5 protein-coding genes and 1 pseudogene are annotated in these 10905 nt (G+C 63.8%); 5 read left to right on the forward strand and 1 reads right to left on the reverse strand.

What is annotated here, in order from left to right:
• Nucleotides 1-354 precede the first annotated feature (354 nt).
• The 3 genes and pseudogenes from WBQ44_RS11545 to WBQ44_RS11555 form a co-directional block, all read left to right on the forward strand.
• A pseudogene (locus tag WBQ44_RS11545) lies at nucleotides 355-1163 on the forward strand (IS256 family transposase); the annotation flags it as partial.
• Between the two features lie 177 nt (nucleotides 1164-1340).
• Nucleotides 1341-2687 (forward strand): hypothetical protein, encoded by a 1347-nt coding sequence (locus tag WBQ44_RS11550; protein ID WP_495566829.1) that lies wholly within the window; start codon nucleotides 1341-1343, stop codon nucleotides 2685-2687.
• 25 nt (nucleotides 2688-2712) lie between these two features.
• Nucleotides 2713-4497, forward strand: coding sequence for a hypothetical protein (locus WBQ44_RS11555; RefSeq protein WP_495566830.1), 1785 nt, complete (start codon nucleotides 2713-2715; stop codon nucleotides 4495-4497).
• Between the two features lie 155 nt (nucleotides 4498-4652).
• On the opposite strand, the gene WBQ44_RS11560 is transcribed toward WBQ44_RS11555, so the two are convergent.
• Nucleotides 4653-6425 carry a DUF4012 domain-containing protein gene (locus WBQ44_RS11560; protein ID WP_495566831.1) on the reverse strand — a complete coding sequence of 591 codons (1773 nt, stop codon included), beginning with the start codon at nucleotides 6423-6425 and terminating at the stop codon, nucleotides 4653-4655.
• 279 nt (nucleotides 6426-6704) lie between these two features.
• Here WBQ44_RS11560 and WBQ44_RS11565 point away from each other — a divergent pair, with 279 nt between their 5' ends.
• A complete protein-coding gene (locus tag WBQ44_RS11565; protein WP_495566832.1) occupies nucleotides 6705-7289 on the forward strand; it encodes a sugar transferase in 585 nt (194 codons plus the stop codon).
• 261 nt (nucleotides 7290-7550) lie between these two features.
• Nucleotides 7551-10905 (forward strand): amino acid adenylation domain-containing protein (locus WBQ44_RS11570; RefSeq protein ID WP_495566833.1); only part of this gene is annotated, 3355 nt, incomplete at its 3' end.

The raw sequence follows: 10905 nt of genomic DNA on the forward strand, positions 1-10905 counted from the left end.
TGGCAACTACTCATGGGCCACGACGGACACCCCTACGCCATCCCACCCACCGAGACAGACCCACAACAAAAACCCATACCCAGCTACCACCGCCGCCGAAAACGCAGCGCCTGAACAAGATTGGAGCCGGGAGGGACCAACGTGCTTCCGCCCGGCGGGTTGCACGATACGGATTGTCACCGGGCTCGGTCTGGATGCTTTCCATGCCGCGTCGCTAGCTGTTCGCCCTTGCCGAACCGGGAGCCCATCGAACTTGCGGCCGGGACTGTCAGGAAAACGGTTGATCCGATCTTGGTTCGACACTCCGAGCTGAGCTTGGCGGCAAGGATCGACGATGACCGAGCACTGGAGCCCATGGCGGACGAGGTGGATCTTCAAGCAGTTGGCCGAGCAGCTCCTGGCTCAAGCCAAGGAGCAGGGCATGGAGTTGATGGGCCCGAACGGGCTGCTCAATCAGCTCACGAAAAACGTCCTCGAAACCGCACTGGATGCGGAGATGACCGAGCACCTCGGTTACGAGAGACACGACGCTGTCGGCCGCGGCAGCGGCAATTCTCGGAACGGCACCCGTTCGAAGACGGTGCTCACTGAGATCGGGCCGGTGGAGATCGACGTGCCGCGCGACATCGACTCCTCGTTCGCGCCGCAGATTGTCAAAAAACGTCAACGCCGTTTGACGGGCATCGACGAGATCGTATTGCCGCTCACCGCAAAGGGATTGACGACCGGTGAAGTGTCCGCGCACTTCCAGGACATATACGGTGCGACGGTCTCGAAGGACACGATCTCCCGCATCGCCGACAAAGTTCTCGGGGAGATGACCAAGTGGCAGAACCGGCCACTGGAACGGGTGTACCCGGTGATGTTCATCGACGCGGTGCACGTCAAGGTCCGTGATGGGCAGGCCCGCGATTAGGCCGATGTATGTCGCGATCGGTGTCACCGTCAACGGTGAGCGCGACATCTTGGGGATCTGGGCCGGCGACGGTGAGGGCGCGAAGTTCTGGCTTTCGGTGCTCACCGAGATCAAGAACCGAGACGTTGCCGATGTCTGCATCGTGGTGTGCGACGGACTGAAGGGATTGCCGGATGCGATCAACACGGTCTGGGAGTTGGCGGTGGTGCAGACCTGCATTATCCATTTAACACGCAACACCTTTCGCTGATCTCAGCGTCATGGGTCATATAGGCTCGATTTTCAGGGGGCTGCGCGGGTGCTGCCCGGGATACCTGGGGGCGGGTAAGTGGATTCTCGATGGGTTGACGAGTTGCAGCGCAATCTTGGTGGAGTTGTCGGGCGGTTCGACCTCGCACGGTCCTGCCTGCAGTTCGCTGTGAGGGTGTCTCCGACCCTGGACGTGTACGGGCCGTTCGACAGCACTGGAAGTAAGGCTATTGCCGGCCTCGCGGGTGACCTGTCGAGCGAGATTGTCCCGCTCGATGTGGTCGAACAGCTCCTCGCCGTCGTGCTGCATTCAGACCAGCCAGGCCTTGCTGCCTGGTTGGTAGCTCGCACCGTGTCCGTCGCATGCGGCGCGGATTTCTCCGGTTCTGCGAGTTCACTACCCGATGAGTACGTCGTGGAGCACCTGAGCCCCGTCATCGAACCCCGCGGTGGTCTCGCGGCGTTGTACGGAAGCCTCCACGGCCTGTCGTCGAGCGCGGGGGAGGAGCGTGACCGTGCCAATCCAGCACGCGTTCCGGGACTGACTTTGTGGGTTGAGGGATCGGACACCAGCGCGGTCAAGGTGACCATCGACCGGCGATGCGGGAGGAGATTCGACGCCTGCGTATCTGACAGCGGGCTCGGTGTCGCGCTCATCCAACCCAACCGTCACCTGAGCGAGTTGACGATCGACGACTTACCCACCGACGGCGATCTGTCCCCGCAGTTCTACGGCGTGCACCCTGTAGATCGCTCCGCCCAGTCGCAGGCGGTCGACCGGGCTCTGGCACTGGCCGATGGGACGCAGCTGGCGTCGATCGCCATGGTGGCCGAGTTGGCCACTGTCGAAGAAGATGCAGCCGACTTGTCGAACCTCTCCTTCGAAAACCTGAAAATAGTTGTATCCGGTAGCTATCACCACCTCGACGAGAATGGGACGCGGAGAAACTCGATCCTGACGCACTTCGTCGGTGAGCCGAGTTTGATTCGAAGACACAGCAAGACAGGTGTTTTCAAGGTGAAAGTGACCAGAGAAGTACGCGAAGGCTTCGGATTCGACGGCGAGCAACACGAATGGATGGACGGCCGGCAGCTCAGTGAGAAGGTCGAGCCCTCGTTCGAAGTAAGAGTATTCCTGGGTGAGAAGATCTCGTGTGTCGTGTTGATCTGCGCTGACTTCCTGGACCGCTCGGTCAAGGCCGTGCTGGACAAACTGCGGCCCACGGTCGTACTGGTGAGCAGCATGACCCCGAAAGTGGGCGTCTTCGTCAATCAGGCCCAGGGGCTCGTCGGATCAAGTCAGAGCACGACAATCCTGATCAACAACCCGGGGGACTTCTGTGCAACAGGTGCACTGTGTGTCCTGCCGGTCGCTCAGCGTGAGAGACAGGTAGTCGAAGGCCCGGTGGGCAGCGCATCAGGAGTCGCTGTGGTGAACACACGCCACCGGAGCATGAGGGTGCTCACCGAAGCCCCCATCGACGAGGTCACGCGCGGCGTGACATCCCGGGTGGCACCGTAGGTACTTGACCGGTACTGTACCACTTATGTCCAACTCAACAATTGCTGGTCGACCGTCGGCTTATGACCTGCTGCTTACGTCTGCACCGGAACTCGTCAAAGGCGAGCCGACAGACAGAAGCATGTCGCTTCTGGGTCAGGCTGTAGCCGATGTGCTCACGTCCGAACCAACGGACGAGCAATTGCAAGAATTGGTCGAGACGTTTGAAACCGTGCGATCGGCGATCGACGTGAAGGACGACGGCTGGAGGTCCTCGGTCGTGGCATTTCTCGGGCTACTGCGCCAGCACTTGCACAACCGCCGGGCAAAAGTGGACGTACTGGACTCTGCGAGTACCAGCCTTCGAGACAAGATATTGACGGCACTAGAGGCCGGAGTCGACAGCCCCACGGCAATCGCCTCGTTCGTGGACTCGCCGCCCACTGTTGTCTCACGTGTACTCCGCAAACTGGTTGCCGAGGGGTCCGTCATGCGGGCGGAACCTGGTCTGTCGGAGGACAGGCGCGTACGTAAGTTCGCGTTGGTTCCGCGTCGAGCGCCTGTTGGAATGGACGACTGGGAGAGTCCGAACGAGCCTGACCTGAGCGTTGTTTCGCCCGCTGTTTTGATCCCGTTTGCGGAACGTCAAATACAGCTCAACCCGATGTATGCGATCGAACTCGTGCCCGATTTGGTGAGCGTCGGTCGGCTTGCAACCAACACCTCGTTCGATCGAGTGTCCGCCCTCGCGGCTGCCTGCGTGATCACTCGCGCAACGGCGGGTGCCGATGGCCTTGCCGCCGACCTGGCCGAAATGATGCAAGAGATCGCCGCGGCGTCTTCGAGCGACCTGTTGCTCGCGTGGGCTGCGTACGAGCGGGCTAGATCCGGAATCTTCCCCGCTGGGCAGGACGACACAGAAGGACGGCTCTCCGAGCTGAACAGAGCAGAAAGCTATCTCGCGTCACAGACGGGAAAGTTGGCCGACCTTCGGCGAGGATGGATCGAGTACACGCGCGGATTGATCGTCGGCACCAGCCATTCCCAGGATGCTAAGTATCACGGCGACCTGGCAGCTAAGTATTTCGAAAGGGCAGACTCCGACTACGGGCGTTGCGCGAGTTTGATTCTGGTCGCACGTTCGCTGCACCACCAGTCGGACGGTATCGATGGAACAGAGAGTGCCGAACAGGCTTACGAAATCGCGCAAGAACGCGATTATGTGCGACTCCTCGCGGAAAGCTCGTTGTGGCTGGGTGAAGCGCTGATCGATGCAGATCGTGAGCGGGCGAAGCGTCTCTTCCGCCGTTCGTCGTACAACTTCGCGCTGTGCGGTGCTCGCTCATGGCGCGCAATAGCCGAATGTTCGTTGGAGATGGCGGTGAATATGCGAGAGAGAGGATTCAGCGATACCTCTGCGATGTCCGCATTGCTGGAAAAGCTGACAGAACTCCGCGACCAGGTCATCCAGCCCGTTCGAGGGGTCGAGGACGGGATTGCGTCGTCGTGGGCGAACGCGTGCATCAGTAGACGGATCGGGGTTGTAGCCAGGTATGTCCCGGGTGGGCAAACCACCGCAATCCAATATCTCACCGACTCGGCCACCATCTATTCAGACCGCAAAGACGGGCGTGGCCTGGCGCTCGCGCTAGCCGGGTTGAGCGCAGCGCTGGACGGCCGTTCCGCACTGAGCGCAAGCAAGGATCGGTTCGATGACCACCGCGACTGGCGGGGGCTCACGATCGATCCGACACTTGTCGACTACAAGGCACTCGACGAGGACGTGCACCAAGCCGAGCACCGCCCCACTGCGGAACTGAAAGCGGTGTGACGGTGCGAAGGCGCGCCCACATCGCTTGAATGTCACATCCCTACGACCCAATAGCCGGCGTGGTCCATTCAAGCGGGCCGGGCGCGCCCACACAGTTCGCGGAGTCAGGCCGCGGTCGTGACTAGCCCAAGTTCGTGACTAGCCCAAGTTCGTGACTAGCACTGCGGCACGTCGACGGTGATGGTCGGGTCATCCACCAACGGCTGCACCGGGACGACGGCCTCGCCGGGGAGGGCGGGCTCCTCGAGCTCCCACGTGACCGTCGACGACTCACCCGGCGGGATCGTCAGATACGCCGCCTGCACCGGATGGCCCAACTCCATACCGCCCTGAACCGAGAAGGCGTTCACGCCGTCGACCATCATCGACTTGATCTTCGCGCCCTGCGTCCCATACAGATACACGATCGACTCGTTCGTCCCATAGGGAACACCCGGCTGGAACGTGCTCGCCACATACGGTGTCAGACCGTCAGGATTCACATTGTTGGTGAGCGTCGCCGTCACCGTCGAATTACGCAAACCCCCGCTGCACGACTGCGCCGTGTACGAAATGTCGCGCGCCAAGTAATAGTCGAGCTTGTTGCCGCCGGCATTGTTGACGATGACGTTGGCATACGGACCCGGCTCGACGGGCAGTGTATGACCGATCTTGGTGCCCGCCAACACCTCCTGCTCTGCGGGATCGGCGCTCCACACCGAGATGCGTCCCTCGCTGCCGGCGCGACCCACCGCATCCAGCAACTGCCGAGTCGGGGCGACACCCGTCGTCATCTTCGACACCACCGCGGCGGCGATCTCCTGCAGGTACGCCTTCCGAGCGATCTGGTCGTCGCCGAAACGCGCGTACGCCGTGGACAACGTCACCTCGACGACATTGTCGCCGGAGACGACCTCACCGTCGGCGAGCGTGATTGGTCCCGTCGCGTCCAGGATGTAGCTCAGCGCAACAGGATCGGTAGCGATCGCACCGTTCAACTGCTCGCCGGTCTGCTCCTGCCACATCGACGACCAGATTTGCCCGGCGTACGGAAAGTGCGGGCTGGCATTGGAATTGCGGAAGTCGGTGGTCGTGTTGCGGGGACCCCACAGCCGCGCGTACTCCGGCCCGAGGTCGATCGGCTGCTCCGCGAACTCCAACTCGTTGTTGCTGCCGAGGGTGTCGACCCGGGCTGTGCCGTCGTCGGCGCGAATGATGCCGTAACCGCCGAGCAGCCCACCGGTGCCGCGTGCCTCGGCATTCGTCTGGAACGCCAGGAAGTACGACCGCGGCCCGTTGGCGCCCATCATCGTCGGGACGATCTTGCTCGCGATGTGCGTATTGGTGAGAAGCCCCGCCAGATCGTGCGTCTGGTTCTCGAGCTGCACGCGGGCGTCCTGAACGACTCCGAGGAACGCGGGGTCCTCGATGGCCTGCGCCCGCGCGTACAGGTCTTCCGCCGCGGCGGAGGTCTCGGCGAGAACAGGTTCCGCGTCGATCAGCGCCTGCAGGTTCACCCGGCCGCCGCCCTCGACGATGCTGTTGGGGGAGATGGACGCACTCGCAGCGGACGCGGGCTCGAGGACGTCGGAGGCGAGACCCTGAACCACGTCGGCGATTTCGGAGACCGTCGCGAGCGGGCTACCCAGAACCGGGATCGCGCCGACGATGGTGAACGGCAGCGACGACGCCGCGTCCTGCGCTTTCGTAGCGGACTCCGTGGCATCTGCCGCCGCGGCTTGGGCCCCGGGGACATCACCGTCGAGGAGCTCATCCTTCGCCTGATTGGCGGCGTCGCGCGTCGTCTCGAGATTGGACTTCGCCGTGAAAGCCTCGTAGGCCAGCCAGGCCACGAACGCGACCAGAAGCAGCAGCACGACGCCGACGATCAGCAGCACCGGGCGCTTCTTGCTGCGACGAGTCGACGAGGTGGTGTCGGTGTGGGTCATGTCGCTCTGGACTCCTGGTGCTCAACACGTGCGTACGGACTTCGAAGTGAGAAGCAAAAGAACGATCTCGCTCGTGGGAAGAGTAGTAGGTCGCCGTGAAGAAAGCTCAGACGAGCCTCGGTTAGTTCGATTGAATGACAAGAGTTCCAACCACAAGTCGTCCAATCGCCGGTACTTCGAGGCGTGGCCGTAATGTCGACGTGATAGTGCATGTAGTCGATGTCCGCCGGTATGGGAGCCAGGGACAGTTTTGACGTCGGGTGAGCGGAGGGAGCGCCGTTGAAGCAAGAGTGCGGGGAAACGCCGGGCTGCAACGGGCCCGGCGCGGAGCAAGGGCACGGCGAGGGAACGAACCCGGTACGGCTGTATCCGTGGAACTCCGCGGCGAAGGTTGTGTTCGATCGAACCGTCGCCGCTGGCCTGCTAGTGGTGCTGGCGCCCGTCATGCTGGGCTGCGCCGCGATTGTGGCGCTGACAGGACCTCCGGGCCGCGTGGTCGAGGCGTCGCCGCGCGTCGGTAAGAACGGCGACGTGTTCGACTTGCATAATTTCCGCGTTCCTGCATCTCAGGGCATCGGCCGACTGATCAAGACCTTCGGCCTCGAGCATCTTCCCGAGCTGTTCGACGTGTTCCGTGGTGACATGAGCCTCGTCGGTCCCCGGCCGCAACCGGTGACCGAGAGGGGCGTAGACCGGCCGGTTCTTCGACCCGGGATGACGGGTTTGTGGGTGCTTGCGCCCACCACCGAGTTGACGCCCGAGAGTGCAGGAGAGCTGGAACGGACGTATATCGCATCGTGGTCACTGTTGTTCGATCTGCGCGTTCTGACGCGCACGGTAGCCATGGTTCGGTACCGCCCCTGAAGAAACAGAATCGGTCGGGCACCGCGCCTGAAACATTCGTTCCGACTTTTTCCTCGAATTCTGTCGATATTGCGTCGAGATAAGCGATGTGACAACTGTGAAATGATCGATGTACTTCGCGACAAGTGGAGCAATGATCCCTGGTCCCGTAGTTTGACCAGAGGGCTCTGTAGACCAACGGTGCGCTGCGACAATTACACGTGAGGACCATGCGTGGGAGGACCATGCCGTCGGCAGTGACAGGTTGAGGAGGGGTAGCGGGTGTCGTCGATCGAACAAGTTGGCCGCTTTCCGCTGTCTCCTGCCCAGCTCAACATCTACGTCGCGCAGAAGCTCGCGCCGCAGGTTCCGTTCACCATCGCCCAATACGTCGAGATCCGCGGAAACATCGATCCGGCAATATTGATTCGCGCCACCGATATCGCGTGCCGTGAGCTCGAGTCACCGGCCGTCCGGCTCGGCGAAGAAGGCGGCCACCCCTACCAGTGGTACGACGACAACGTCCCCTACGCGATGATCTACCGCGACCTGCGCTCCTACGAAGACCCCGTCGCCTACGCGCACCAGTACATGGACGAGCAGTACAGAAAGCCCGTCGACCTGGTCCGCGACCAGCTGATCGCGTCGGAGATCATCCAGGTCGGCGAAGAGCACTTCTACTGGTACAGCCGCGCGCATCACGTCGTCATGGACGGACTCGGCGCCATCTCCGTCCAGGAACGCACCGCTGCCGTCTACACCGCCATCGTGACGGGTACCGAAATTCCGAAGACCCGCGCGGTCGGCGTCCGAGACATCTATGACTACGAGGCCGCCTACGCCGGTTCGTCCCGGTACGAGACGGACCGCCAGTACTGGCTCGGACGGCTCGACGGGCACGCCGACGCCCCACGGCTCGCGCGGTCGGCGTCGGTCCCCAGCGGCGTCACCGTCAGCGTGGGCGAGGTGCTCGACACCGAACTCGCCGACGCAATGGCCGAAGTCGCGCGCCGCTACAACTCCTCCGACGTCCCCGTCGTTCTCGCGGCGTTCTCGCTGTACCTCGCGAGGATGACCGACACCGAGGACGTCATGCTCAGCCTCCCGGTGTCGGGCCGGGCCACCACCAAGCTCCGCGACTCGTCCGGGATGATGTCCAACGTCGTTCCGCTCCGCATCGGCGTCGAAGCGGACGTCACCGTAGAGGAGCTGCTGCGACGGATCCAGGTGGAGCTCACCGGGGCGCTACGACACCAGCGGTTCCGCGTCGAGGACATGCAGCGTGCCGCGGGGAGCAGTGTGGGCGGCGCCGGAGGCCGCGGTGTGTTCGGACCGACGGTCAATATCATGATGTACGACAGCACTATTCGGCTCGGCGACGTCATCGGCGAGTACCGCGTGCTCTCCAGCGGCCCGATCGACGACATGATGGTCAACGTGTACCCCGGCGTCGCCGGTTCGAGCACCCGCGTCGACTTCCTCGGTAACCCCGCCGTCTACACGACCGACGAGCTCGCCGCGCACCACGAACGCTTCCTCGACCTGCTCCGTACGCTGGTCAACTCACCGGACGGGTTGCCGGTATCGGAGCTCGACATGCGCGGCTCTGACGACACTTCTGTACAGGTACATGCCGCCCCCACGGTATCGCCCGCGCCGATGGCTACTCTTGCCGAGCCCGATTCCGGTGTCGAACACGTTGCGGCACAGCTCGTTGCTCGAGGCGCAGCTCCTGAAGTACGAATTGCCCTGGGCCTGAGGCGGTCCCAGGAGTCGGTGCTCGCGATGTGGGCCGTGACAGCTTCCGGTGCATCCTTCGTGCCGATCGACCCCGACGAGCCCACCGACCGGCTCGCGTCCATCCTCGGCGACGCGGGGGTCCTCTTCGGCGTCACGACGAGAGCTCTGCTGGGGGCACTCCCGGGCGATTGGGTGGCGATCGAGGATCTGCTCGACGCGCCGTCGGTCGCCGCAGCGCCTGTGGATGTGCACGTGGACAACGAGGCCTACGTCATCCACACCTCAGGGTCGACCGGAAAACCCAAGGCCGTCAGTGTGACTCACCGCGGATTGGCGCAGCTGGCGGCCAACGTGGTCGACCGGTACTCGATCACCGCCGACTCACGCGTACTGCACCTCGCGTCCCCGGTGTTCGACGCTTCCCTCCAGGAGATCCTCGGCGCGTCGGCTGCGGGAGCTGCGTTGGTCATCGCTCCCGCCGATGTCTACGCCGGCCCGTTGCTAGCGGACCTCCTTGTGAAGGAACGCATTACCCACCTCATCACCTCGCCGACGGTGCTCGCGACGCTCGAGCCCGAAAACCTGCGGGGCGTCGAGGTATTCGACGTCGGCGGTGAGGACTGCCCGCCCGCGCTGCGTGACCGGTTCTTCTCGCACGGCACCATGCTCAACGCCTACGGCCCCACCGAGGCGACCGTCTTGGCCACCCTGTCGGAGCCGATGGCGGAAGGCGGACGCATCACCATCGGTGCGCCGCTGCCGGGTGTCCATGCGCTGGTGCTCGACTCCCGCCTGCGGCACGCGCCCAAGGGCGGCGTGGGCGAGCTGTATCTCGGCGGCGATGGGATCGCCCGCGGATATGCCGGCCAATTCGGCCTGACGGCAGCATGTTTCGTTGCAGCCTCAGGCGGTGGGCGGCTGTACCGCACCGGTGACATCGTGCGACGGTCGGTCGACGGCGCTTCGTTGGAATACCTCGGGCGCAGCGACCAGCAGGTTCAGCTACGCGGACGCCGTCTCGAGCCGGGCGAAATCGAGGCGGTGGCCCTCGCGTTTCCCGGCGTCACCGCCGCGGTGGTCACCGCGGGTGACGACGCCCTCCGGCTGTACGTCACCGGCGGCGCCGACGGTCTCGACAGCCACCTACGCGCGCACCTGCCCGGATGGATGGTGCCTGCGCACGTGATCGAACTCGACGCGATGCCGACGACCGCTGGTGGCAAGGTGGACAGGCGAGCGCTGCCGAGCCCCCGTTCGAGTGCGCCATCGGATTATGTTGCACCGCAAACCGATACGGAACGTCTCGTCGCCGGTGTGTTCGCGGATGTCCTCGGAGCCGACATCGTCGGCCGTGAGCATACGTTCTTCGAGCTGGGCGGCGATTCACTGAGCGCGACCCGGGTGATCGCGCGCCTCGGGTCGGGGATCTCGCTGCCGGTGCTGTTCGACACCCCATCCGTCGCGGCGGTCGCGGCGGCTCTCGACGCGTCGGCGGCGCAGCCCGCATCGGTGAATCTTCTCGATGCCGTTCTGCCCGAGCGTATCCCGCTGTCGTACGCCCAGCAGCGGATGTGGTTCCTCAACCAGTTCGACCCGGGATCCCCCGCGTACAACATGCCCGTCGCGGTCAGGCTCGGCGGAAACACGAGGGGTGCTGGGGGCGCCGACCCGTCGCTCGTCATCACGGCCCTGCGCGACGTCGTCGAGCGGCACGAATCGCTACGCACCTACTTCCCCGACGACGGTGATGGCCCCCGCCAGGTGGTGCGCCCGACCGCGCAGGTGCTCAACGACATCGAGACCCAGGTGGTGGCCGAGCAGGACCTCGACCAGACGATCGCGCGCCTCGCGGCGACCGGGTTCGACGTCGCCGCGGACGTGCCGGTCCGCGCCGCAC

It is taken from the genome of Rhodococcus sp. (in: high G+C Gram-positive bacteria), assembly GCF_049591685.1.
Classification (GTDB): Bacteria; Actinomycetota; Actinomycetes; order Mycobacteriales; family Mycobacteriaceae; genus Rhodococcoides.